Raw genomic sequence first — 22354 nt, forward strand, 5'->3', positions numbered from 1 at the left:
TTGGATCTCCGACGGCGGCCGTATCAGGTACCGCAGCGGGCGTACGGGCACTGTGCCCGTACGACTTGCATGGATCGGGGGCGACCCGTGACGAGTCGCCCCCGACTCAAACTCTTAGTACTGCTCGGTCTCCGCGTAGCCCTGGTCGTCCAGGTCGTCGGCGCCGAAGGCGTCGGCGGCAGCGGTCGGGTCGAACCCGGGCGGGCTGTCCTTGAGGGCCAGGCCCATGCCGGCCAGCTTCGCCTTGACCTCGTCGATCGACTTCGCACCGAAGTTGCGGATGTCGAGCAGGTCGGCCTCGGAGCGGGCGACGAGCTCACCCACGGTGTGGATGCCCTCGCGCTTGAGGCAGTTGTACGACCGAACGGTGAGCTCCAGCTCCTCGATCGGCAGCGCCAGGTCGGCGGCCAGGGCGGCGTCCGTCGGGGACGGGCCCATGTCGATGCCCTCGGCGTCGATGTTCAGCTCGCGGGCGAGACCGAACAGCTCCACCAGGGTCTTGCCGGCCGAGGCCATGGCGTCACGCGGGCGCATGGCGGGCTTGGTCTCGACGTCGACGATCAGCTTGTCGAAGTCGGTCCGCTGCTCGACACGGGTGGCCTCGACCTTGTAGGTGACCTTCAGCACGGGGCTGTAGATCGAGTCGACCGGGATACGGCCGATCTCCTGGCCGGAAGCCTTGTTCTGCACGGCGGAGACGTAGCCGCGACCGCGCTCGACGGTCAGCTCCATCTCCAGCTTGCCCTTGCCGTTCAGGGTGGCGAGGACCAGCTCGGGGTTGTGCACCTCGACACCGGCCGGGGGCGCGATGTCGGCGGCGGTGACCACACCGGGGCCCTGCTTGCGCAGGTACATCACGACCGGCTCGTCGTGCTCCGAGGAGACGACCAGCTGCTTGATGTTGAGGATGAGGTCGGTGACGTCCTCCTTGACACCCGGCACGGTGGTGAACTCGTGCAGGACACCGTCGATCCGGATGCTGGTGACAGCAGCGCCGGGGATCGAGGAGAGGAGCGTGCGGCGGAGCGAGTTGCCGAGGGTGTAGCCGAAGCCCGGCTCCAGCGGCTCGATCACGAACCGCGAGCGGAATTCGTCGACGACCTCTTCGGTCAGCGAGGGACGCTGAGCGATCAGCATGAGAGGTGTTCCTCCAGTTGTCTTCGGCACCCACTATTTGATGCCGACAGGACCAAGAGTACGGGGTCCTGCGCGAAACAGGACCCCGTACCAGGTTTAACTCGACTGCGTGCCCGAAGGCGCTGCGTCAGACGCGGCGGCGCTTCGGCGGACGGCAGCCGTTGTGCGGGGTGGGGGTGACGTCCTGGATCGAGCCCACCTCCAGGCCGGTGGCCTGGAGCGAGCGGATCGCGGTCTCACGGCCGGAGCCCGGACCCTTGACGAAGACGTCGACCTTGCGCATGCCGTGCTCCTGCGCGCGACGGGCAGCGGCCTCGGCGGCCATCTGCGCGGCGAACGGGGTGGACTTGCGCGAGCCCTTGAAGCCGACGTGGCCGGCGGAGGCCCAGGAGATCACGTTGCCCGCGGGGTCGGTGATCGAAACGATGGTGTTGTTGAACGTGCTCTTGATGTGCGCGTGGCCGTGAGCGACGTTCTTCTTTTCCTTGCGGCGGATCTTCTTCGCGCCGGCAGCCTGACGACCCTTGGGGGGCATAAGTCTGTTCTCCTACTGAGGTGGTCGGTCCGCTAACCCGCGGGCCGGAGGGATGTCCGGTTAACGGGCGGACTACTTCTTGCCCGGCTTCTTCTTGCCGGCAATCGCGCGACGCGGGCCCTTGCGGGTACGCGCGTTGGTGTGGGTGCGCTGACCGCGGACCGGGAGGCCACGGCGGTGACGCAGACCCTCGTAGCAGCCGATCTCGACCTTGCGGCGGATGTCGGCGGCCACCTCGCGGCGGAGGTCACCCTCGACCGTGAAGTTGGCGTCGATCCACTTCTGCAGCTTGACGAGGTCGTCCTCGGTGATGTCGCGGACGCGGACGTCCGGGTTCACACCGGTCTCGGCCAGCGTCTGCTGGGCGCGGGTACGGCCGATGCCGTAGACGTAGGTGAGGGCGATCTCGATCCGCTTTTCACGGGGGAGATCAACGCCGGCGAGGCGTGCCATTCAAGGCTCCTGTGTTTCTTCAGAGGTCTTACGCGCCGCCTACTCCGACACCTCTCGGTGTGGGAGCCCCGGCCTCTGACCGGGGGTGGCAGTCCAGCCTCTCGGCTGGATCGGACGGCCCGCTTATGACGTTTTCGCGTCGCGCGAAGTACTACGAGAAATGCTGGGGAGAGATCAGCCCTGGCGCTGCTTGTGGCGCAGGTTGTCGCAGATCACCATGACCCGACCGTGGCGGCGGATCACCTTGCACTTGTCGCAGATCTTCTTGACGCTCGGCTTGACCTTCATGGTTCAGGTTCTCCGGGTCTAGATCTGACAGTTGCTTACTTGTACCGGTAGACGATCCGGCCGCGAGTCAGGTCGTAAGGGCTGAGCTCTACAACGACCCGGTCGTCCGGGAGGATGCGGATGTAGTGCATACGCATCTTGCCGCTGATGTGCGCGAGGACCTTGTGACCGTTCTGCAGCTCGACCTTGAACATGGCGTTCGGAAGAGACTCGATCACGGTGCCCTCGATCTCAATGGCGCCTTGCTTCTTTGCCATGAACTGCGAGATCCACCTTCCGGGGCCGGCTACCGCATGCGGCACGCTCGTGCGAGCCTGGGTCCACCCCACCCCTAGCAGGGACTAGCCCTGTGGGAAGAGGGCGTGCCGAAGCACGCTACGAGTGAGCCGACGCACCATCGTAAACCAAGCACCGCACCAAGGCGAAATCAGCGCTGCGGGGCGTAGGCCAGCGGCTCCACGTGCGCGGTGCACGCCGAGCAGCGGCGGGCCGCCTCGGGGATCTCGGTCAGGCACTCGGGGCAGGGCCGCTTGGCCACCTTGGGCTTCTTGGGCAGGTAGCGGGCGGTCGCCTTGGTCACCGGGAGCACCACGCAGAAGTACAGCACCGCGGCGGTCATGACGAAGGCGATCAGCACGTTGAGGAACTGGCCGTACGGGAAGGTGACGTCCATCACCGTGAACTTGTAGCTGCTGAAGTCGCCGGCCGCACCGACCACCACACCCACCAGCGGGGTGAGGAAGGCCGAGACGAAGCCGGTCACCACCGCGGTGAAGGCCGCACCGATGACGACACCGACCGCCATGTCGATGACGTTGCCGCGCATCATGAAGTCACGGAAACCCTTGAGCACTTCTGCTCCCTCAGTCCTGTTCTGCTGACCTGCCCTGGCCAAGCCTGGGAGCATATCAGCCGCAAAATAGGACAAAGGGCCTGGCGGCATCGGCCGCCAGGCCCCTGACGGGCCATCGGATCAGGCGAGGGGGTCCGGAGCTGCGGTGATGCCGAGCTTCGCGAGTTCGGCCCGGCCGCCGTCGAAGGCGGTGAGGACCAGCGGGCCCTGCTCGGTGACGGCCACCGAGTGCTCCCAGTGCGCGGCCCAGGTGCCGTCGTTGGTGACGACCGTCCAGTCGTCCTCCAGGATCGCGGTGTGCGGGGTGCCCAGCGAGACCATCGGCTCGATCGCCAGCACGGTGCCGGGGACCAGCTTGACGCCCTTGCCCCGGCGGCCCTCCACGTAGTTCAGCACGTGCGGCTCCATGTGCATCGCGGTGCCGATGCCGTGGCCGCCGTACCCCTCGGTGATGCCCCACTTGCCCTTCGGGGGCAGCGGCTGACGGCGGATGAAGCCCTCGATCGCCTTGGAGACCTCGACCAGGCGGTTGCCCTTCTTCATCTGCGCGATGCCGGCCCACATCGAGCCCTCGGTGACCCGGCTGAGCATCGCCACCTCGGGGCGGACCTCACCGACCGGGACGGAGATGGCCGCGTCGCCGTGCCAGCCGTCCACGATCGCGCCGCAGTCGATCGAGATCAGGTCGCCCTCCTGCAGCACCCGGTCGCCGGGGATGCCGTGCACCACCTCGTTGTTGACCGAGGCGCAGATCACGCCCGGGAACCAGAGGCCACCGTGGTCGGCGCGGAAGTTCGAGGTGGCACCGTGCGAGGTGATGACCTTGTCCGCGATGTCGTTGAGCTCGCCCGTGGTGATGCCGGGGGCGACCGCCTCCCGGCAGGCCTTGAGCGCTTCGGCGACGACCAGCCCGGCCGCCCGCATCTTCGCGATCTGCTCGGGGGTCTTGATCTCCACCATCTGGTCACGCCTTCCACTGTTCGTCGCGCGCCCGGTCCTTGCCGGGCGGCCGTGCTCATTCCACCGTACGACGCCGTACGACGCCGTACGGCCGCGGTACCCCGCCAGGGGCTCCGCGGCCGTACGGACCGACTGCTCTTCGGTCAGCCGTTCTTCTTCTGCTCCAGGGCGGCGACCGCGCGCGCGGTCACCTCGTCCACCTTGCCCAGCGCCGGGATGGTCACCAGGACGCCCTGCTGCGCGTAGTAGTCGATGATCGGCTCGGTCTCCGTGTGGTAGACCTCCAGCCGGGTCCGCACCTTGTCCTCGGTGTCGTCCGAGCGCTGGTACAGCTCGCCGCCGCACTCGTCGCAGACGTCCTCGGCCTTCGGCGGGTTGTAGATCACGTGGTAGACGTGACCGCCGTCGTTGCGGCACAGCCGGCGGCCGGCGATCCGCTTGACGACCTCGTCCTCGGAGACCTCCAGATCGAGCACGCCGTCCAGGGTGATGCCCTGCTCGGTCAGGAACTCGTCCAGTGCCTTGGCCTGGCCCAGGTTGCGGGGGAAGCCGTCCAGCAGGAAGCCGTGCGCGGCGTCCGGCTGCAGCATCCGGTCCTTGGCCATGCCGATGGTGACCTCATCCGGCACCAGGCGGCCCTCGTTCATGTACGCCTTGGCCTCGAGCCCCAGCGGGGTGCCCTGGCTGATGTTGGCGCGGAACAGGTCACCGGTGGAGATGTGGGGGATGGACAGGGTCTTGGCGAGCACGTGCGCCTGAGTACCCTTCCCGGCCCCGGGAGGTCCGACGAGGACGATACGCATCAGCGGAGGAACCCTTCGTAATTACGCTGCTGGAGCTGGCTCTCGATCTGCTTCACAGTTTCGAGTCCGACGCCGACGACGATGAGGACGCTGGTGCCGCCGAACGGGAAGTTGGTCTGCTGTCCGAAGGCGACCAGGGCGATCATCGGGATCAACGCGATCAGGCCCAGATAGAGCGCACCTGGCCACGTGATACGGGTCAGCACGTAGTTAAGGTACTCGGCCGTCGGGCGGCCTGCCCGGATGCCCGGGATGAACCCACCATACTTCTTCATGTTGTCGGCAACTTCTTCGGGGTTGAAGGAGATGGCGACGTAGAAGAAGGCGAAGAACACGATCAGCACGAAGTACGTGACCATGTAGATCGGGTGGTCACCCTTGACGAAGTTGGTGCGGATCCAGGTCGCCCAGCCCGCCTGACTGTTGGTCAGCTGGACCACCAGTGCCGGGATGTAGAGCAGCGACGAGGCGAAGATGACCGGGATGACACCGGCCTGGTTCACCTTCAGCGGGATGTACGTCGAGGTGCCGCCGAAGGCGCGGCGGCCGATCATGCGCTTCGCGTACTGGACCGGGATCCGGCGCTGGGCCTGCTCGACGAAGATGACCAGCACCACCACGACGACGCCGACCAGGATGACGCTGAAGAACTCGCCCCAGCCGCCGAACAGCTTGCCGGACTGCTTGATCGCCCACATCGAGCCCGGGAAGCCGGCCGCGATGGAGGTGAAGATCAGGATGGACATGCCGTTGCCGATGCCGCGGTCGGTGATCAGCTCACCCAGCCACATGATCACGGTGGTACCGGCGGTCATCGTGATGACCATGACCGCGATCCGGAAGATCGACTGGTCCGGCACGATCTGGGTGGCGAGCGGGCAGCCCGAGAAGAGCGCGCCGCTGGAGGCCGTCGCCACGATGCCGGTGCCCTGCAGCACCGCGAGCGCGATGGTCAGGTAGCGGGTGTACTGGGTGATCTTCGCGGTACCGGCCTGGCCCTCCTTCTTCAGCGCCTCGAGCCGCGGGATCACCACGGTGAGGAGCTGGAGGATGATGCTGGCCGTGATGTACGGCATGATGCCGAGCGCGAAGATCGTCAGCTGCAGCAGCGCGTTGCCGCTGAACAGGTTGACCAGGCCGAAGAGTCCACTGCTCTTGGTCTGGGCCACGCACTGGTTGACGGCGACGAAGTTGACGCCCGGCACTGGGATGTGTGCGCCCAGCCGGAACAGCACCATGATGCCCAGCGTGAACAGCAGCTTTTTGCGCAGGTCGGGCGTCTGGAACGCCCGCGCGAACGCACTGAGCACGGTGCCTCCTGCGCCTCCCGCGCATCGTCGGCGGGAGGGTCGGTCCTGATGGGGGAGTTTGCGATCCCCGGCACGAGCAGCGCAGGCAAACCTCGCGCCAGCGTACAAGGGAACTTCACGGACTCTAACAGTGTGTGGCCACTCGGAAAAAGCGTGTGCCGCCGCTCCCCTACTTATGGGGTACGGGATGCCCGGATTTGACACACAAAGAGAACGGGCCCGGTACCTCCCTTTCGGGAAGTACCGGGCCCGTGAGTCACCGGTCTCAGATGAGCTCGGTCACGGAGCCGCCGGCGGCGACGATCTTCTCGGCGGCCGAGGCGGAGACGGCGTCGACCGTCACCTGCAGCGCAACCGCGATGTCGCCCTGGCCGAGGACCTTGACGAGCTCGTTCTTGCGAACGGCGCCCTTCTCGACCAGAGCCGCGACGGTGACCTCGCCACCCTGCGGGAAGAGCTCGGCCAGCTTCTCCAGGTTCACGACCTGGAACTGCTTGTGGGCCGGGTTCTTGAAGCCCTTCAGCTTCGGCAGGCGCATGTGGAGGGGCATCTGCCCACCCTCGAAGCGCTGCGGAACCTGGTAACGGGCCTTGGTGCCCTTGGTACCACGACCTGCGGTCTTACCCTTGGAGCCCTCACCACGACCAACACGGATCTTGGCGGTCTTGGCACCCGGGGCAGGCTTCAGGTTGTGGACCTTCAGCGGAGAGTCCGCCATGTCAGTCAACCTCCTCGACCGTGACGAGGTGGCGGACGGTGTGGGCCATCCCGCGGATCTCGGGACGGTCCTCCTTCACGACCACGTCGTGCATGCGCTTGAGACCAAGCGAACGCAGGGTGTCACGGTGGTTCTGCTTGCTACCGATGTAGGACTTGGTCTGCGTGATCTTCAGGCGAGCCATCAGGCGCTCACCCCGGCAGCACGAGCCCGCAGCAGAGCGGCGGGAGCCACGTCCTCCAGCGGCAGGCCACGGCGGGCGGCGATCTCCTCGGGGCGCACGAGGCCCTTCAGAGCAGCCACGGTGGCGTGCACGATGTTGATCGCGTTGTCCGAGCCGAGCGACTTCGACAGGATGTCGTGAACGCCGGCGCACTCCAGGACGGCACGCACCGGGCCACCGGCGATAACACCGGTACCGGGGGACGCCGGCTTCAGCAGCACGACGCCGGCGGCCTTCTCGCCCTGGATCGGGTGCGGGATGGTGCCCTGGATACGGGGGACCTTGAAGAAGTTCTTCTTGGCCTCCTCAACACCCTTGGCGATGGCGGCCGGAACCTCCTTCGCCTTCCCGTAACCGACACCCACGGTGCCGTCACCGTCGCCCACCACGACCAGCGCGGTGAAGCTGAAACGACGACCACCCTTGACAACCTTGGCGACACGGTTGATCGCAACGACGCGCTCGACGTAAGCCGTCTTCTCGACGACCTGGGCAGCGCCCCGGTCGTCACGCTTACGGTCGCGCCGCTCGCCGCCGGTGCCACCGCCGGCGCCGCTACCGCGGCGCTGGGGTCCAGCCATTGGAATTACCTCTCTCGTTTACGTCCGTCGACAGAGCCGACGAGCGGCTTAGAAGTCGAGCCCGGCCTCACGAGCCGCGTCCGCCAGAGCGGCGATGCGGCCGGCGTACCGGTTGCCCGCGCGGTCGAAGACGACCGACTCGATGCCGGCGGCCTTGGCGCGCTCGGCGACCAGGCTCCCGACCTTCTTGGCCAGCTCGGTCTTGTCGCCCTCGGTGCCCTTGATGGACACGTCGAGGGTGGACGCCGACGCCAGGGTGTGACCCTTGGCGTCGTCGATGACCTGGGCGACCATGTGACGGTTCGAGCGCGTCACAACGAGGCGCGGACGCACCTCGGTGCCGACGACGCGCTTGCGAACGCGGATCGCGCGGCGCTTGCGAGCGGCGCTCTTGTAGGCGTTGCCCTTGCCGATCTTGACAGAGACGCTCATCGCTTACTTACCACTCTTTCCGACCTTGCGGCGGATGACCTCGCCCGCGTACTTGACGCCCTTGGCCTTGTACGGGTCAGGCTTACGCAGCTTGCGGATCTTGGCGGCGACCTCGCCGACCTTCTGCTTGTCGATGCCGTCCACGTGGAACTTGGTGGCGGACTCGACGACGAAGGAGATGCCCTCCGGCGCCTCGACCAGGATCGGGTGGCTGTAGCCGAGCTGGAACTCCATCGAGGAGCCCTTCGCTGCGACTCGGTAACCAACACCGCTGATCTCGAGCGACTTGCGGTAGCCCGCGGTCACGCCGGTGATCATGTTCGCCACCAGCGTGCGGGTCAGGCCGTGCAGGGCCTTCGACTGACGCTCGTCGTTCGGACGCGTGACGAGCAGGGTGCCGTCCTCGCCCTTGCCGATCTCGATCGGCGCGGCGACAACGTGGGTGAGGGAGCCCTTCGGGCCCTTCACCGAGACCGCCTGGCCATCGATGGTGACGTCCACGCCGGCGGGAACCGAGATGGGCAGCCGTCCAATGCGCGACATTGCTGTACCTCCGTTTCCCGAATTACCAGACGTAGGCGAGAACTTCTCCGCCTACGCCCTTCTTGGCGGCCTGCTTGTCGGTCAGGAGGCCGGAGGACGTGGAGATGATCGCCACGCCCAGGCCGCCGAGAACCTTCGGCAGGTTGGTGGACTTTGCGTAAACGCGCAGACCCGGCTTGCTGATGCGCTTGATGCCGGCGATGGAGCGCTCACGGTTGGGGCCGAACTTGAGCTCGATGGTCAGCTTCTTGCCGACCTCGCCCTCAGTGGGGTCCTCAACCTTGTAGGAGGAGATGTACCCCTCCTGCTGCAGGATCTCGGCGACGTGCGCCTTGATCTTGCTAGCCGGCATCGCCACGGAGTCGTGGTACGCCGAGTTAGCGTTACGCAGACGCGTGAGCATGTCTGCGATGGGGTCGGTCATGGTCATGGTGGCCTCAGGCCTCTCTCGCCATGGTTTCTCCGCACCAGGTCCCCCTCCGCGCACTCGTCAGAGTGCGAAAGGGGCACAAGCGCAGGGGACCTACGACGTAGTAAGACTGGGTTGCGAGCCCTCAAACGAGAGCCGCGAGCATTCATAGGGAATGCCGCGGCAGGGGGCCCGACCCCACCACCTTACGGGATCCCTGGCGGGAGCCCAAACTCCGCCCGAAGGCAGGAGCAGGGAGTGGGGCCGGGCACCTCTGCGTCGCTGGATGCCCAGAGCTCTAGTAGGTGACTACCAGGAGCTCTTGGTCACGCCCGGCAGCTCGCCGCGGTGGGCCATCTCACGGAGGCACACACGGCACAGGCCGAACTTGCGGTACACCGAGTGCGGACGGCCGCAGCGCTGGCACCGGGTGTACGCCCGGACCGCGAACTTCGGCTTACGCTCGGCCTTTGCGATGAGGGACTTCTTCGCCATTGGCTCACGCCTCCTTGAACGGGAAGCCCAGAGCGCGCAGGAGCGCCCGGCCCTCGTCGTCGGTCTGAGCGGTGGTCACGACGGTGATGTCCATACCGCGCTGACGGTCGACCTTGTCCTGGTCGATCTCGTGGAACATAACCTGCTCGGTCAGACCGAAGGTGTAGTTGCCACGGCCGTCGAACTGCTTGGGGGAGAGACCACGGAAGTCGCGGATACGCGGCAGAGCCAGCGACACCAGACGGTCCAGGAACTCCCACATGCGGTCACCACGGAGGGTGACGTGGGTGCCGATCGGCTGGCCCTCGCGCAGCTTGAACTGCGCGATGGACTTGCGAGCCTTGGTCACGGCCGGCTTCTGACCGGTGATCGCGGTCAGGTCGCGGATCGCGCCCTCGATCAGCTTGCTGTCACGGGCGGCCTCGCCGACACCCATGTTGACCACGACCTTGACCAGGCCGGGGATCAGCATGACGTTCTCGTACGAGAACTGCTCCTGCAGCTGGCCCTTGATCTCGGAGTTGTAACGCTCCTTGAGGCGGGGGGCCACCTTCTCAACAGTCGTCTCAGACATCAGATGTCCTCACCGGTTCGCTTGGCAACGCGGATCTTGTTGCCCTCGTCGTCGAAGCGGTAACCAACGCGGGTGACGACCTTCTTGCCGTCCTTCTCCACGACCAGCTGGACGTTGGAGACGTGCACGGGAGCCTCGACGGTGACAATGCCACCCTGGGTGCCCGGGCCCGGCTTGGTGTGCTTCTTGACCCGGTTCACACCCTCGACCAGGACCTTGTTCTCAGCCGGCATGGCCTGGATGACCTTGCCCTGCTTGCCCTTGTCCTTGCCGGTGATGACCTGAACCAGGTCACCCTTCTTGATCTTCATGCTGTTCGCCATGGGTTAGAGCACCTCCGGCGCCAGCGAGATGATCTTCATGAACTTCTTGTCACGCAGCTCGCGGCCCACCGGGCCGAAGATGCGGGTACCACGGGGGTCACCATCGGTGTTCTTGAGAACGACAGCGGCGTTCTCGTCGAAACGGATGTAGGAACCGTCCGGACGACGGCGCTCCTTCACGGTGCGGACGACGACGCACTTGACGACGTCACCCTTCTTCACCGAACCACCGGGGATCGCGTCCTTGACGGTGGCGACGATGACGTCCCCGATACCGGCGTAGCGGCGACCGGAGCCACCGAGAACGCGGATGCAGAGGATCTCCTTGGCACCCGTGTTGTCGGCGACGCGCAGTCGCGACTCCTGCTGGATCACAGCTTTCTCCTGATCGTCAACGAGAGACGACGGGCCGGCCGCTGCTCACACCGGCGTCCCGTGAGGGACCCGCTGCACATACGGCCGTACCACATCGGCTTCGTTACTTGGCCTTCTCGAGGATCTCGACGACGCGCCAGCGCTTCGTCGCGGACAGCGGGCGGGTCTCCATCAGGAGAACCCGGTCGCCCACGCCGCAGGCGTTCTGCTCGTCGTGCGCCTTCAGCTTGTTCGTACGGCGGATGACCTTGCCGTACAGAGCGTGCTTGACGCGGTCCTCGACGGCGACGACGACGGTCTTGTCCATCTTGTCGCTGACGACGAGACCCTCACGGGTCTTGCGGAAACCGCGCGTCTCGTTGGTGTTCTCAGTCATCAGGCGCTCTCCACCGTCTCGATGCCCAGCTCGCGCTCGCGCATCAGGGTGTAGATCCGCGCGATGTCCTTACGGACGAGCTTGAGCCGTCCGTGGTTGTCGAGCTGCCCGGTCGCCGCCTGGAAGCGGAGGTTGAACAGCTCCTCCTTGGCCTCGCGCAGCTTGGCAACGAGAGCCTCGTTGTCCAGCTCGCGCAGCTCAGCAGCCTTGGTGCCGGCCGACATCAGCTCTCACCTGCCTCGCGCCGGACAATCCGGCACTTCATCGGGAGCTTGTGAGCTGCGCGGGTCAGCGCCTCACGAGCCACCTTCTCGTTGGGGTACGACAGCTCGAACATGACCCGACCCGGGTGCACGTTCGCGATCCACCACTCCGGCGAACCCTTACCGGAACCCATGCGGGTCTCGGCAGGCTTCTTGGTGAGCGGGCGGTCCGGGTAGATGTTGATCCAGACCTTGCCACCACGGCGGATGTGACGGGTGATCGCGATACGAGCGGACTCGATCTGACGGTTCGTCACGTAGGCCGGGGTCACGGCCTGGATGCCGTACTCGCCGAACGCGAGCTCGGTGCCACCCTTGGCAGCGCCACGACGCTTGGGGTGGTGCTGCTTGCGGTGCTTGACCCTACGAGGGATCAGCATGGGGTCAGGCCTCCGTTCCGGTGTTCTCGGCAGCCGGCGCCTCGGTCACCGGGGCCGCAGTGGCCTCGGCAGCGGCGGGACGACGGCCGCGGCCACCGCGCTCGCCACCACGGCGCTCGCCACCGCGGGCGGGACGACCACCCTCGGGACGGGCCGGGCGGTTGCCCGAGCGGGCAGCGGCGTTCTCAGCGCGGACCTCGGCGATGTTCTTGACGTCGCCCTTGTAGATCCAGACCTTCACGCCGATGCGGCCGAAGGTGGTCTTGGCCTCGAAGAAGCCGTAGTCGACGTTCGCACGCAGGGTGTGCAGCGGCACGCGACCCTCGCGGTAGAACTCCGAACGGCTCATCTCGGCGCCGCCGAGACGACCGGAGCACTGGACCTTGATGCCCTTGGCGCCGGACTTCATGGTGCCCTGCATCGACTTGCGCATGGCACGGCGGAACGACACGCGGGAGGACAGCTGCTCCGCGACGCCCTGAGCCACGAGCTGGGCGTCCAGCTCGGGGTTCTTGACCTCGAGGATGTTCAGCTGGACCTGCTTGCCGGTCAGCTTCTCGAGGTCGCCGCGGATGCGGTCGGCCTCGGTGCCACGGCGGCCGATGACGATGCCGGGGCGAGCGGTGTGGATGTCAACGCGGACGCGGTCGCGGGTGCGCTCGATCTCGACCTTCGAGATGCCGGCCCGCTCCATGCCCTTCGTCATCATGCGACGAATGGCAACGTCTTCCTTGACGTAGTCCTTGTACAGCTTGTCGGCGTACCAGCGGGACTTGAAGTCCGTGCTGATGCCGAGGCGGAACCCGTGCGGGTTAACCTTCTGGCCCATTACCGGGTCCCTTCCTTGCTGCTGACGACCACGGTGATGTGGCTGGTCCGCTTGCGGATCCGGTAGGCACGGCCCTGGGCACGCGGACGGAACCGCTTCAGGGTCGGGCCCTCGTCAACGTACGCCTCGCTGATCACGAGGTCGTCCACGTTGGAGTGGTTGTAGTTGTGCGCGGCGTTGGCAATGGCGCTGTCGAGCACCTTGCCGACCGGCACGGTGGCTGCCTGCGGAGCGAAACGCAGGACGGCCTGGGCCTCCGTGGCGTTGAGGCCACGAATGAGGTCCACCACGCGGCGGGCCTTCATGGGCGTGACGCGGATGTACCGCGCCTGGGCCCTGGCTTCCATGGTTGTCCCCTTAATGGAGTAAGTCATTGAGTCGTTCTGGCGCTTGAAGCTCAGGCGCTTAGCGACGCTTCGACTTGCGGTCTTCCTTGACGTGGCCACGGAAGGTACGGGTCGGAGCGAACTCGCCGAGCTTGTGGCCGACCATCGACTCGGTGACGAACACCGGGACGTGCTTGCGGCCATCGTGAACCGCGATCGTGTGACCGAGCATGCTCGGCGAGATCACGGAACGACGGGACCAGGTCTTGATGACGTTCTGGGTACCCGCCTCGTTCTGAGCGTCCACCTTCTTGATGAGGTGGCCGTCGATGAAGGGGCCCTTCTTAAGACTGCGCGGCATCTGACCTGCTCCTAGCGCTTCTTGTTGGTCTTGCGGCGGCGCACGATGAGCTTGTCCGACGCCTTGTTCGGGCGACGGGTACGGCCCTCGGGCTTACCCCACGGCGAGACCGGGTGGCGACCACCGGAGGTCTTACCCTCACCACCACCGTGCGGGTGGTCGATCGGGTTCATGGCGACACCACGCACGGTCGGGCGGACGCCCTTCCAGCGCATACGGCCGGCCTTGCCCCAGTTGATGTTCGACTGCTCGGCGTTGCCGACCTCGCCGACGGTGGCGCGGCAGCGCGCGTCGACCAGGCGGATCTCACCGGAGGGCATGCGCAGGTGCGCCATGCGACCCTCACGGGCGAGCAGCTGGATGCCGGAACCGGCGGAGCGGGCCATCTTGGCACCGCCACCGGGACGCAGCTCCACCGCGTGGATGGTGGTACCGACCGGGATGTTGCGCAGCGGCAGGTTGTTGCCGGGCTTGATGTCGGCGGCCGGACCGTTCTCGATCTGGTCGCCCTGAGCAACACCGCGCGGGGCGATGATGTAGCGCTTCTCGCCGTCCGCGTAGTGCAGGAGCGCGATGCGCGCGGTGCGGTTCGGGTCGTACTCGATGTGAGCGACCTTCGCCGGCACGCCGTCCTTGTCGTGACGACGGAAGTCGATCACGCGGTAGGCGCGCTTGTGACCGCCACCCTGGTGGCGAGCGGTGATACGACCGGTGTTGTTACGGCCGCCCTTGCTGTGCAGCGGGCGAACCAGCGACTTCTCCGGCGTGGACCGCGTGATTTCGACGAAGTCGGCCACGCTGGAGCCACGACGGCCCGGCGTAGTCGGCTTGTACTTGCGGATGCCCATTGGCTTCTCTCGTCCTCGTCCTTATCGACGATCACGATCTCCGTCAGGCGGAGACCGGACCACCGAAGATGTCGATGCGGTTGCCCTCGGCCAGCGTCACGATGGCGCGCTTGGTGTCCTTGCGCTTGCCAAAGCCCGTCTTGGAGCGCTTGCGCTTGCCCTGACGGTTGATCGTGTTGACGGCCTCGACCTTGACCGAGAAGACCGCCTCGACGGCCTGCTTGATCTGGGTCTTGTTGGCGCCCGGCGACACGATGAACGTGTACTTGTTCTCGTCGAGGAGCGAGTAGCTCTTCTCCGAGATAACCGGCTTCACCAGGACGTCACGGGGGTCCGTGAACGTCTTGCTCGTAACGTCGCTCATCAGGCGGCGCTCCCTTCGAGCTCGCCCTCAGCGGCAACGGCCTTGGCGGACGCGGCCGGACCGGCCACGAAACGCTCGAAGGCGGCCTGGGTGAAGACCACATCGTCGGAGACGAGCACGTCGTAGGTGTTCAGCTGGCCGGCGTCCAGGATGTGGACGTTCGGCAGGTTGCGAGCGGACTTGAGGCCCAGCTCGTCCTCGCGCTCAACGACCAGAAGGACGTTCTTGCGCTCGGTGATCTTGCCGAACAGGCCCTTGGCGGCCTTGGTCGACGGCGCCTCGGTCGCGGTCACGGCGGTGATCACGTGGATCCGCTCGTGGCGGGCCCGGTCGGTGAGCGCGCCACGCAGAGCGGCAGCGATCATCTTCTTCGGGGTCCGCTGCGAGTAGTCACGCGGCACGGGACCGTGCACAACGCCACCACCGGCGAACTGCGGCGCGCGGGTCGAGCCCTGACGGGCGCGGCCGGTGCCCTTCTGGCGGTACGGCTTCTTGCCGCCACCACGGACCTCGCCACGGTTCTTGACCTTGTGAGTGCCCTGACGGGCCGCAGCGAGCTGCGCCACGACGACCTGGTGCATCAGCGGGATGCTGACCTTGGCGTCGAAGATCTCGGCGGGCAGCTCGATGCTGCCGGCCTTGTCGCCAGCCGGCGACAGGATGTCAATGGTGCTCATTTCCTCACAGCCCCTTCGCCGCGGTGCGGACGAGGACGAGGCCGCCGTTCGGACCCGGGATTGCGCCCTTGATGAGCAGCAGGCCCTTCTCCGCGTCGACCGCGTGCACGGTCAGGTTCTGGGTGGTCACACGCTCGTGGCCCATCCGACCAGCCATGCGCAGGCCCTTGAACACGCGGCCCGGGGTGGCGCAGCCACCGATGGAACCGGGCGAACGGTGCTTGCGCTGGGTGCCGTGACCGGCGCCGAGGCCCTTGAAGTTGTGACGCTTCATGACACCGGCGAAGCCCTTGCCCTTGGAGGTGCCGGTCACGTCGACCTTGACACCCGCCTCGAACAGCTCAGCGGTGATCTCCTGGCCGAGGGTGTACTCGGAGGCGTCCGCGGTACGGATCTCGACCAGGTGGCGGCGCGGGGTGACACCGGCCTTGGCGAAGTGACCCGCGAGGGGCTTGTTCACCTTGCGGGGGTCGATCTCGCCGAAGCCGAGCTGCACGGCGCTGTAGCCGGCGGCGCTGTCGGCGGTGTGGACCTGGGTCACGACATTCGGCCCAGCCTTGACGACGGTCACCGGGACAACCCGGTTGTTCTCGTCCCAGACCTGGGTCATGCCGAGCTTCTCGCCCAGGATGCCCTTAATCTGCTTAGCCATCTTCGGTGCGCCTCTCAGAGCTTGATCTCGATGTCGACGCCGGCCGGCAGGTCGAGACGCATCAGCGAGTCAACCGTCTTCGGCGTGGGGTCGAGGATGTCGATCAGACGCTTGTGAGTACGCATCTCGAAGTGCTCGCGCGAGTCCTTGTACTTGTGCGGCGAGCGGATGACGCAGTACACGTTCTTCTCAGTGGGCAGCGGCACCGGGCCTGCGACCTGCGCACCAGTACGAATCACCGTCTCGACGATCTTCTTCGCCGAGGAGTCGATGACCTCGTGGTCGTAGGCCTTGAGCCGGATGCGGATCTTCTGTCCCGCCATGGCTACTCAGTAGTCCTTTGTGTCGTCTGTTGCCTCTACGGCCGGATTCGTCCGGGTGGACTGGTCCGGTGGCACCCCTGGATGGTTACTCTCTCCGACCCACGCGGTCGGGCGTGTCGCCCTTCCGCTTGCAAAAAACCGGACAAGATGCTCTCTTGTTCGGATTTCGACTCTCGATCGGTGAGGTCTTGCACCCACCAGGCGCCGGGTCGAGGCCCCGCCCACGCTTCCCGGAAGATTCCCGTACTTTCGCCCCGCAGCTGCCGCGGTGTCGCTTACACACCACTGCATTCACACAGAGCACGTGAACACATGAACGGCCATCACGGGAACGACGAGTACATGGGACTCGCTTCCGGTCCTCCCGGCGGGAGGCGCGCAGCATCGGCAACTCAACCGAGCAACTTGGACATACTGCCACAGGAAGGGGCCCGAACGCCAATCGGGGTCCAGAACACTACCCAGGTGGCACAGACTGTCAAACCGTGTCGAGCGTCCGGGTGGCCCCGTTGGTCCGGACGGCCGCCCCGGGGCGGCGCAGCAGCCCGGCCGCCATGCCGGCGGCGGTGCCGGCCGTCCCGGCGGCGTAGGCGAGGCAGACCCGGGTGCCGAGCGGGCCGGGCAGCAGCGTCACGGCGGCCAGGACCGCCGCTCCCAGTGCCCAGCAGGCGAGCTGGACCCGGTGCCGGTGCAGCACGATCAGCCCCTGGCCGAGCACCATCGCCAGCAGGTAGCAGAGCGTGCCCAGGGCAAGCCAGAGGAAGTCCGGCCTGGTCAGCACGGGTGGTGCGGCGAACAGCAGACGGATCAGCCAGGGGCCGAGCGCGACCGCGGGCAGCCCCAGGGCGAGCGAGAGCAGCCCGACCGCCAGTGCGGCCCTGCGCAGCAGCGCGGTGAAGGCGGCGTACCGCCCCTGCGCGGCGGAGCCGGCCAGGCCGGAGAGCAGCGATGCCTGGAGCGCCCCGAAGACGAAGATCGGCACCCGGGCCAGCACCAGGGCGCTGAGCAGCGCGGTGATCAGGTCGACGGCCCCCGGTTCGAGCAGCTGGACGCTGACCACGGCGGCGCTGACCATCCACTGCGCGAGCAGCGTCGAGCAGACCAACAGGCCGAGCCCGCGCAGGAGTTCGGCCCAGCCGACCGGCGGGCCCGGACGGGCGGCGCGCACGGTGAGCGGCAGGGTGGCGAGCAGGGCGAGCAGCGGCGCCGCCGTCAGGATCAGGCTGAACGCGAGTGCGGAGTGCGGCCCGGCGACGGCGCAGCCGAGGGCGAGCAGGATCCGTGCGCCGCCGTCGAGGCCGAGCTGGGTCCCGTACGCGCCGAAGCGGCCGAGCCCGGCGAGCACGCCCCTGGTCAGGTAGCAGCAGGCCATCGCGGCGAAGGCGGCGCCGAGGGCGGCGAGCAGGGTCAGGTCGCCGTGGAAGAGCAGGCCGGCCAGCGGGCGGGCGGCGGCGGCCATCAGGCCGAGCACCACGGCCAGGACGCCGCCGGTGAGCAGTGCGGCGCGGCGCAGCACCCCTCCCGCGCCCTCGCCGCGGACCGCGCGGGCGGCGACGGTCCGGGTGAGCTCCTGCTCGATCGGGAAGAACAGGCCGATGCCGACCGACATCACGATGGTCCAGAGCACCGAGACGCCCGCCATGTCCCGGGTGGAGAGGCTGTGCCCGGCGACGGCGAGGTGCAGGTAGGAGGCGGCTCCGAGCACCACCGTCCCGGCGGCCACGGCCTGGGTGCCGGGCGGGAGTGCGGTGCGCAGCCTGGCTGTCGGGTTCATGGGTCGGTGCTACCGGAGGGCGTGCCTGAGCATCGCCGCCGCTCCCGGGGCGCCGGCGTGGCGGGCGGCGGCGGGCAGCAGGGTGAGGGCGTGCAGGCGGGAGGAGAGGTGGCGGCGGGCGACCCGGGAGGCGCGCGGCCAGCCGAGGGCGGCGAGCCGGTCGGCGGTCTCCCGGAAGAAGCGTTCGGCCTCCTCGAAGCGGTGTCCGGTGTACGCCGTGGCCGAGGACTCGCTGGCCGCGTGCCTCCGGTAGCCGAAGCAGACCTCGGGGGTGGTGGCCAGGCCCTCCCCCGCCACCAGCAGGTCGATCACCAGGGCCAGGTCCTGGATCACCCCGAGGTCGGCCCGGAAACCGAACCGCCGGACGGCCTCGGTGCGCCAGCAGACGGAGGGGAAGTACAGCCAGTTGCCGCGCAGCAGGCTGACGGCCAGCCGCTCGCCGCCGAGCAGGGCGCGCCCGGGCCCTCCGGGGGCGTACAGCCTGCGTTTGGCGCGGTCGGCGAGGGTGTCGTACGGGAGTCCGTCGCTGCCGATCACCTGGACGCCCGGCTGGATCATCGCGGCCCCGGGCTCCCGGTCGGCGGCCCGGCGGACGACGGAGAGGTAGTCGGGGTGCATCAGGTCGTCGCTGCCCATCAGGACCAGGTACTCGTACTCGGCGAGGTCGACGCAGCGGTTGAAGTTGCCGGTGACCCCGAGGTTGCGCTCGTTCCGGTAGTACCGGACCCGGGGGTCGGCGAGCCGCCCGAACCACTCGGGGACGCCGGGCTCGCGGCCGTCGTCCACCACGGTGAGCCGCCAGTCGGTGCCGTCCTGCGCGAGCACGCTGCGGACGGCGGCCTGCATCAGGGCGACGTCGCCGTAGTAGGGCAGGGTGATCTCGAAGCGGGACATCGCGCTCCCTCACCCCTCCGCCGCCAGCTGACGCCGCGCCAACTGCTCTTCCAGGTAGGCGGCGTAGGAGGGTGAGCCGGGCGCCAGCTCCTTCAGCTCGCCGGGCATCCGCCGGATCACCGCGAGCAGCAGCACCAGGCCGGCCCGGACCAGATAGATCATCGCCTTGACGGGTGAGGCGCTCGGCCGCCCGGTGGTGCGGGCCCGCATCGCCACCGGGACCTGGCGGACCGTGAAGCCGCAGCGGGCAGCGCCGACCAGGCTCTCCACGGTGTCGCCGAGGTACTCGACGGGGTACCAGCGCGCGAAGAACTCGATCAACGGGCGGTTGCAGGCGCGGAATCCGGAGGTGGTGTCGGTGAGGCGGGTGCGGGTGAGCCGGGAGAGGATCACCGAGAGCAGCCCCATCGCCCAGCGCCTGGGGCCGCGCGCCCGGTACTCGCCCTCGCCGTCGAAGCGGGCGCCGATCACCAGGTCGGCCTCGCCGAGGTGGGCCAGCAGGGCGGGGACGTAGGCCGGGTCGTGCTGACCGTCCGCGTCCACCTGGACGGCCACGTCGTAGCCGTGCTCGCGGGCGTAGCGGTAGCCGAGCCGCATCGCACCGCCGACCCCGAGGTTGAACGGCAGCCGGGCCACCGCCGACCCCGCGGCCGCGGCGACCTCGGCGGTCCGGTCCGACGACCCGTCATCCACCACCAGGGTTTCCACGTACGGCAGTTGCCGTTTGATCTCGCCGAGGACGGCGCAGAGCCCGTCGGCCTCGTTCCAGGCCGGGAGGATGATCAGGACACGTCGGCCGTCCGGGGTCACCGGGCCCCTCCGCCCTCGGCGCCGTCCGGGAGCTCGGCGAGCCTGGACCGGATCAGCGCGACGTCCTCGGCCAGGGTGCGGGTCTTGGCCTCCAGCCGGCTGGCCTCCCAGCTGAGGTGGAGGCTGACCAGCAGCACCAGGACGAACCCGGCGAACAGCACCAGGCTCACCCCGGAGGCCACCCCGACGCTGCGCGCGGTGGAGTCCAGCAGCGAGGGGCAGAACCCGAGCGGGGCCACCACCAGGCCGATGCAGAGCCAGATGGCCGCGTACTTCTCGCGCAGCTGCTGCCTGCGGAGCAGTTCCAGGATGTAGGCCAGCACCACGATGCCGGTGATCGAGGTGAGGGTCGAGAGTTGCACAGCCGTTGCTGCCTTCCGTGGCCAGAGCGGTCCCCGGAAGGGGAACGCCGGTCACGGATTCGAGGTAACGCGGCGAACGGGTGAACCCGTCCGGGTGCGGACGATCCCTGGTGCGGAAGGCCGCAGGACGGGCGCGGGGAGGCACGCGGGGAGGCGCGCGGGGAACCGCGCGGCGCGGCGCGCGGGAGCCCCTCGCGCTCTACCCGGCCCTCAGTGCCTGGAAGGCGGGCCGCTGGAGCGCCTTGGCCAGCGACTCCCGCCACTGCGGCATCGGCGGCAGCCCGGCCTCGGCCCACCGGGCGTGGCCCAGCACGCTGTAGCCCGGCCGGGCCGCCGGACGGCGGAAGGCCGTCGAGTCCGTCGGCCGCACCCGCGCCGGGTCCAGGCCGGCCAGCTCGTACGCGGCCCGCGCCAGCTCGTACCAGCTGGCCCGTCCGGCCGCGGTGCCGTGGTAGACCCCGGGCGGGGCGGTCGCGGAGCGCCCCAACTCGGCTAGCCGCAGGGCCAGTTCGTACGACCAGGTGGGCTGGCCGAACTGGTCGTCGACGACCTGGACGCTCTCCTGACGGCCGGCCAGCGAGAGCATGGTGGTGACGAAGTTGCGCCCGTGCTCGCCGTACAGCCAGGCGGTGCGGACGACGTACCCGGCCCCGGGCAGCAGCCGGGCCACCGCGCGCTCCCCTTCGAGCTTGCCGCGCCCGTACGCGTTGAGCGGCCCGGTGGCGGCGTCCTCGGGGTACGGGTGCTCCGCGTCGCCGGGCAGCACGTAGTCGGTCGAGACCTGCAGCAGCCGTGCGCCGCTGTGCGCGCAGGCCCCGGCCAGCCCGGCAACCGCCGTGCCGTTCACGGCGGTTGCGGCCTCCTCGGCACTCTCGGCGCCGTCCACGTCCGTCCAGGCGGCGCAGTTGACCACCACGTCGTGCCCGGCGACGGCGGCTCGGACGGCCCCCGCGTCGGTGATGTCGAGCGCGGCCCGGTCGAGCGCGGTGACCTGCTCCCCGGCCAGCACCTCCAGCAGGTCCCGCCCGAGCATCCCGCCCGCACCCGTGACCAGCCAGCGGGTCACCCCTGCACCACCGCGGGCTTGCGGCCCGCCTTGAGCGGCTCCCACCAGGCCCGGTTCTCCCGGTACCAGTCGATGGTTCCGGCCAGCCCGTCGGCGAAGGAGACCTGCGGCTCGTAGCCGAGCTCGGTGCGGATCCGGCCGATGTCCAGCGAGTAGCGCAGGTCGTGCCCCTTGCGGTCGGGCACCCGCTCGACCATCTCCCAGCCGCAGCCCGCCGCCTCCAGCAGCAGGCCGGTCAGCTCCTTGTTGGTGACCTCGGTGCCGCCGCCGATGTTGTAGACCTGCCCGGCCCGGCCACCGCGCAGGACCAGGTCGATGCCCCGGCAGTGGTCCGAAACGTGCAGCCAGTCGCGGATGTTGGCGCCGTCGCCGTACAGCGGCACCTTCTTCCCGTCGATCAGGTTGGTGGTGAACAGCGGGATGACCTTCTCCGGGAACTGGTAGTGCCCGTAGTTGTTGGAGCAGCGGGTCACCACCACGTCCATGCCGTGCGTGCGGTGGTAGGCCAGCGCCAGCAGGTCGCTCCCCGCCTTCGACGCGGAGTACGGGGAGTTGGGGGCCAGCGGCCAGTCCTCCGTCCAGGACCCCTCGGCGATCGATCCGTAGACCTCGTCGGTGGAGACGTGGACGAATCGCGCCACACCGTGCTTCCGCGCGGCGTCCAGCAGGACTTGAGTGCCCATCACATTGGTCTGCACGAACGGGCCCGCCCCCGCGATCGACCGGTCCACGTGGGACTCGGCGGCGAAGTGCACCACCACGTCGTGACCCGGCATCACACCGTCGACCACCTCGGGGTCGCAGATGTCGCCCTGCACGAAGACGTACCCGGGATGCCCGGCCACCGGGGCGAGGTTGGCCTCCACGCCCGAATAGGTGAGCTTGTCCAGGACGGTGATCCTGGCCCCGCCGTCCGCGCCGAGCTGCGACCGGACGAACTCCGAACCGATGAACCCGGCACCGCCGGTTACGAGGATGCGCATAGTGCGGGAAGTGTACCTCCCGGTGAAGATCGGCGAAATCATGTAGCGACTTCG

At 68.0% G+C, this 22354-nt stretch carries 36 protein-coding genes; all 36 read right to left on the bottom strand.

Annotated features, from left to right (window positions below; translation table 11 throughout):
- Window positions 1–114: 114 nt before the first annotated feature.
- Window positions 115–1137 (bottom strand): DNA-directed RNA polymerase subunit alpha, encoded by a 1023-nt coding sequence (locus tag ACFC1R_RS00935; RefSeq protein WP_030263446.1) that lies wholly within the window; start codon window positions 1135–1137, stop codon window positions 115–117.
- A 127-nt stretch (window positions 1138–1264) separates the two neighbouring features.
- Window positions 1265–1672, bottom strand: a complete 408-nt coding sequence (gene rpsK / locus ACFC1R_RS00940) for a 30S ribosomal protein S11 (protein ID WP_030232513.1) — start codon at window positions 1670–1672, stop codon at window positions 1265–1267.
- A 72-nt stretch (window positions 1673–1744) separates the two neighbouring features.
- On the bottom strand, window positions 1745–2125 hold the full coding sequence (rpsM, locus tag ACFC1R_RS00945; RefSeq protein WP_045305879.1) for a 30S ribosomal protein S13: 381 nt from the start codon (window positions 2123–2125) through the stop codon (window positions 1745–1747).
- A 174-nt stretch (window positions 2126–2299) separates the two neighbouring features.
- Window positions 2300–2413 carry a 50S ribosomal protein L36 gene (rpmJ, locus tag ACFC1R_RS00950; protein ID WP_003956441.1) on the bottom strand — a complete coding sequence of 38 codons (114 nt, stop codon included), beginning with the start codon at window positions 2411–2413 and terminating at the stop codon, window positions 2300–2302.
- Window positions 2414–2448: 35 nt separating this feature from the next.
- A complete protein-coding gene (gene infA, locus ACFC1R_RS00955) occupies window positions 2449–2670 on the bottom strand; it encodes a translation initiation factor IF-1 (protein ID WP_003956442.1) in 222 nt (73 codons plus the stop codon).
- Window positions 2671–2840: 170 nt separating this feature from the next.
- A complete protein-coding gene (gene mscL, locus ACFC1R_RS00960; protein ID WP_375930630.1) occupies window positions 2841–3266 on the bottom strand; it encodes a large conductance mechanosensitive channel protein MscL in 426 nt (141 codons plus the stop codon).
- A gap of 120 nt (window positions 3267–3386) precedes the next feature.
- Complete coding sequence (map, locus tag ACFC1R_RS00965) at window positions 3387–4226, bottom strand: type I methionyl aminopeptidase (RefSeq protein WP_375930633.1); 840 nt, start codon at window positions 4224–4226, stop codon at window positions 3387–3389.
- A gap of 143 nt (window positions 4227–4369) precedes the next feature.
- Window positions 4370–5029: an adenylate kinase gene (locus tag ACFC1R_RS00970; RefSeq protein WP_375930636.1), complete on the bottom strand. Its 660-nt coding sequence runs from the start codon at window positions 5027–5029 to the stop codon at window positions 4370–4372.
- On the bottom strand, window positions 5029–6339 hold the full coding sequence (gene secY, locus ACFC1R_RS00975) for a preprotein translocase subunit SecY (RefSeq protein WP_045305883.1): 1311 nt from the start codon (window positions 6337–6339) through the stop codon (window positions 5029–5031). Before secY ends, ACFC1R_RS00970 begins: the two co-directional genes overlap by 1 nt.
- 265 nt (window positions 6340–6604) lie before the next feature.
- Window positions 6605–7057, bottom strand: a complete 453-nt coding sequence (rplO, locus tag ACFC1R_RS00980) for a 50S ribosomal protein L15 (protein ID WP_375930639.1) — start codon at window positions 7055–7057, stop codon at window positions 6605–6607.
- A gap of 1 nt (window position 7058) precedes the next feature.
- Window positions 7059–7241, bottom strand: a complete 183-nt coding sequence (gene rpmD / locus ACFC1R_RS00985; protein WP_030055835.1) for a 50S ribosomal protein L30 — start codon at window positions 7239–7241, stop codon at window positions 7059–7061.
- Window positions 7241–7861 carry a 30S ribosomal protein S5 gene (gene rpsE, locus ACFC1R_RS00990; protein ID WP_045305885.1) on the bottom strand — a complete coding sequence of 207 codons (621 nt, stop codon included), beginning with the start codon at window positions 7859–7861 and terminating at the stop codon, window positions 7241–7243. Before rpsE ends, rpmD begins: the two co-directional genes overlap by 1 nt.
- Before the next feature lie 48 nt (window positions 7862–7909).
- Window positions 7910–8293 carry a 50S ribosomal protein L18 gene (rplR, locus tag ACFC1R_RS00995; RefSeq protein WP_031063032.1) on the bottom strand — a complete coding sequence of 128 codons (384 nt, stop codon included), beginning with the start codon at window positions 8291–8293 and terminating at the stop codon, window positions 7910–7912.
- 3 nt (window positions 8294–8296) lie between these two features.
- Window positions 8297–8836, bottom strand: a complete 540-nt coding sequence (gene rplF, locus ACFC1R_RS01000; RefSeq protein WP_045305886.1) for a 50S ribosomal protein L6 — start codon at window positions 8834–8836, stop codon at window positions 8297–8299.
- A 22-nt stretch (window positions 8837–8858) separates the two neighbouring features.
- A complete protein-coding gene (gene rpsH, locus ACFC1R_RS01005; RefSeq protein WP_045305887.1) occupies window positions 8859–9266 on the bottom strand; it encodes a 30S ribosomal protein S8 in 408 nt (135 codons plus the stop codon).
- A gap of 288 nt (window positions 9267–9554) precedes the next feature.
- Entirely contained in the window at window positions 9555–9740 is a 186-nt protein-coding gene (locus ACFC1R_RS01010) for a type Z 30S ribosomal protein S14 (RefSeq protein WP_045305888.1), read from the bottom strand.
- 4 nt (window positions 9741–9744) lie between these two features.
- Window positions 9745–10314 carry a 50S ribosomal protein L5 gene (gene rplE / locus ACFC1R_RS01015; RefSeq protein ID WP_030280779.1) on the bottom strand — a complete coding sequence of 190 codons (570 nt, stop codon included), beginning with the start codon at window positions 10312–10314 and terminating at the stop codon, window positions 9745–9747.
- Window positions 10314–10625 carry a 50S ribosomal protein L24 gene (gene rplX / locus ACFC1R_RS01020; protein ID WP_030232484.1) on the bottom strand — a complete coding sequence of 104 codons (312 nt, stop codon included), beginning with the start codon at window positions 10623–10625 and terminating at the stop codon, window positions 10314–10316. Before rplX ends, rplE begins: the two co-directional genes overlap by 1 nt.
- 15 nt (window positions 10626–10640) lie before the next feature.
- Entirely contained in the window at window positions 10641–11012 is a 372-nt protein-coding gene (gene rplN, locus ACFC1R_RS01025; protein ID WP_030300391.1) for a 50S ribosomal protein L14, read from the bottom strand.
- 103 nt (window positions 11013–11115) lie between these two features.
- Window positions 11116–11388 carry a 30S ribosomal protein S17 gene (gene rpsQ, locus ACFC1R_RS01030; protein ID WP_014136278.1) on the bottom strand — a complete coding sequence of 91 codons (273 nt, stop codon included), beginning with the start codon at window positions 11386–11388 and terminating at the stop codon, window positions 11116–11118.
- Window positions 11388–11612 (bottom strand): 50S ribosomal protein L29, encoded by a 225-nt coding sequence (rpmC, locus tag ACFC1R_RS01035; protein ID WP_375930647.1) that lies wholly within the window; start codon window positions 11610–11612, stop codon window positions 11388–11390. The genes rpsQ and rpmC overlap by 1 nt, the downstream gene beginning before the upstream one ends.
- Entirely contained in the window at window positions 11612–12031 is a 420-nt protein-coding gene (rplP, locus tag ACFC1R_RS01040) for a 50S ribosomal protein L16 (RefSeq protein ID WP_033824227.1), read from the bottom strand. Before rplP ends, rpmC begins: the two co-directional genes overlap by 1 nt.
- A gap of 4 nt (window positions 12032–12035) precedes the next feature.
- Window positions 12036–12860, bottom strand: coding sequence for a 30S ribosomal protein S3 (gene rpsC / locus ACFC1R_RS01045; protein WP_375930650.1), 825 nt, complete (start codon window positions 12858–12860; stop codon window positions 12036–12038).
- Window positions 12860–13207, bottom strand: a complete 348-nt coding sequence (gene rplV, locus ACFC1R_RS01050) for a 50S ribosomal protein L22 (protein ID WP_045304593.1) — start codon at window positions 13205–13207, stop codon at window positions 12860–12862. Before rplV ends, rpsC begins: the two co-directional genes overlap by 1 nt.
- A 58-nt stretch (window positions 13208–13265) precedes the next feature.
- Window positions 13266–13547, bottom strand: coding sequence for a 30S ribosomal protein S19 (gene rpsS / locus ACFC1R_RS01055; protein ID WP_030280772.1), 282 nt, complete (start codon window positions 13545–13547; stop codon window positions 13266–13268).
- An 11-nt stretch (window positions 13548–13558) separates the two neighbouring features.
- On the bottom strand, window positions 13559–14395 hold the full coding sequence (rplB, locus tag ACFC1R_RS01060; protein WP_045304592.1) for a 50S ribosomal protein L2: 837 nt from the start codon (window positions 14393–14395) through the stop codon (window positions 13559–13561).
- Between the two features lie 43 nt (window positions 14396–14438).
- Window positions 14439–14759: a 50S ribosomal protein L23 gene (gene rplW, locus ACFC1R_RS01065; protein ID WP_045304591.1), complete on the bottom strand. Its 321-nt coding sequence runs from the start codon at window positions 14757–14759 to the stop codon at window positions 14439–14441.
- Complete coding sequence (gene rplD, locus ACFC1R_RS01070) at window positions 14759–15436, bottom strand: 50S ribosomal protein L4 (RefSeq protein WP_375930655.1); 678 nt, start codon at window positions 15434–15436, stop codon at window positions 14759–14761. Before rplD ends, rplW begins: the two co-directional genes overlap by 1 nt.
- 4 nt (window positions 15437–15440) lie before the next feature.
- Window positions 15441–16088, bottom strand: coding sequence for a 50S ribosomal protein L3 (rplC, locus tag ACFC1R_RS01075; protein WP_375930658.1), 648 nt, complete (start codon window positions 16086–16088; stop codon window positions 15441–15443).
- A 14-nt stretch (window positions 16089–16102) separates the two neighbouring features.
- On the bottom strand, window positions 16103–16411 hold the full coding sequence (gene rpsJ, locus ACFC1R_RS01080) for a 30S ribosomal protein S10 (RefSeq protein WP_012785157.1): 309 nt from the start codon (window positions 16409–16411) through the stop codon (window positions 16103–16105).
- A 478-nt stretch (window positions 16412–16889) separates the two neighbouring features.
- Entirely contained in the window at window positions 16890–18185 is a 1296-nt protein-coding gene (locus tag ACFC1R_RS01085; RefSeq protein WP_375930661.1) for a lipopolysaccharide biosynthesis protein, read from the bottom strand.
- 9 nt (window positions 18186–18194) lie between these two features.
- Entirely contained in the window at window positions 18195–19079 is an 885-nt protein-coding gene (locus tag ACFC1R_RS01090; protein ID WP_375930664.1) for a glycosyltransferase family 2 protein, read from the bottom strand.
- Between the two features lie 9 nt (window positions 19080–19088).
- A complete protein-coding gene (locus ACFC1R_RS01095; RefSeq protein WP_375930667.1) occupies window positions 19089–19889 on the bottom strand; it encodes a glycosyltransferase family 2 protein in 801 nt (266 codons plus the stop codon).
- Entirely contained in the window at window positions 19886–20251 is a 366-nt protein-coding gene (locus tag ACFC1R_RS01100; RefSeq protein ID WP_375930670.1) for a DUF2304 family protein, read from the bottom strand. The genes ACFC1R_RS01095 and ACFC1R_RS01100 overlap by 4 nt, the downstream gene beginning before the upstream one ends.
- A gap of 199 nt (window positions 20252–20450) precedes the next feature.
- Window positions 20451–21317 (bottom strand): dTDP-4-dehydrorhamnose reductase, encoded by an 867-nt coding sequence (gene rfbD, locus ACFC1R_RS01105; RefSeq protein ID WP_375930673.1) that lies wholly within the window; start codon window positions 21315–21317, stop codon window positions 20451–20453.
- Window positions 21314–22300 (bottom strand): dTDP-glucose 4,6-dehydratase, encoded by a 987-nt coding sequence (gene rfbB / locus ACFC1R_RS01110; RefSeq protein ID WP_375930676.1) that lies wholly within the window; start codon window positions 22298–22300, stop codon window positions 21314–21316. The genes rfbD and rfbB overlap by 4 nt, the downstream gene beginning before the upstream one ends.
- Window positions 22301–22354: the final 54 nt, after the last annotated feature.

It is taken from the genome of Kitasatospora sp. NPDC056138, assembly GCF_042264695.1.
Taxonomy (GTDB): domain Bacteria; phylum Actinomycetota; class Actinomycetes; order Streptomycetales; family Streptomycetaceae; genus Kitasatospora.